Annotated in this window: 1 protein-coding gene; it reads left to right on the top strand. The window is 76.1% G+C overall.

Going from position 1 to position 352, the window contains the following annotated elements:
* A partial coding sequence (locus PUR71_RS00090; RefSeq protein WP_329924232.1) for a beta-ketoacyl synthase N-terminal-like domain-containing protein occupies positions 1-352 on the top strand: 352 nt, incomplete at both ends.

Genomic DNA, 352 nt, shown 5'->3' with positions numbered 1-352 from the left:
TTCCCCGGCGGCGTCGAGTCGCCGGAGGACCTCTGGCGGCTGCTCGCCGAGGGCCGCGACGCGGTGGGCCCGTTCCCGGCCGACCGGGGCTGGGACACCGACCGTCTGCACCACCCGGCCCCCGACCACGAGGGCACCAGCTACGTCGCCGAGGGCGCCTTCCTCACCGCCCCCGCCGACATCGATGCCGCCTTCTGCGGGATCTCCCCGCGCGAGGCCCTCGCGATGGACCCGCAGCAGCGGCTCCTCCTGGAGACGGTCTGGGAGGCCGTCGAGCGCTCCGGCAGCGACCCCGGCGCCCAGCACGGCTCGCGCCCGGGCGTGTTCGTCGCCTCCAACTACCCGGACAACC

The organism is Streptomyces sp. SP17BM10, assembly GCF_036322405.1.
Lineage (GTDB): Bacteria > Actinomycetota > Actinomycetes > Streptomycetales > Streptomycetaceae > Kitasatospora.
This window is presented reverse-complemented; position numbering and strand designations above follow the sequence as displayed.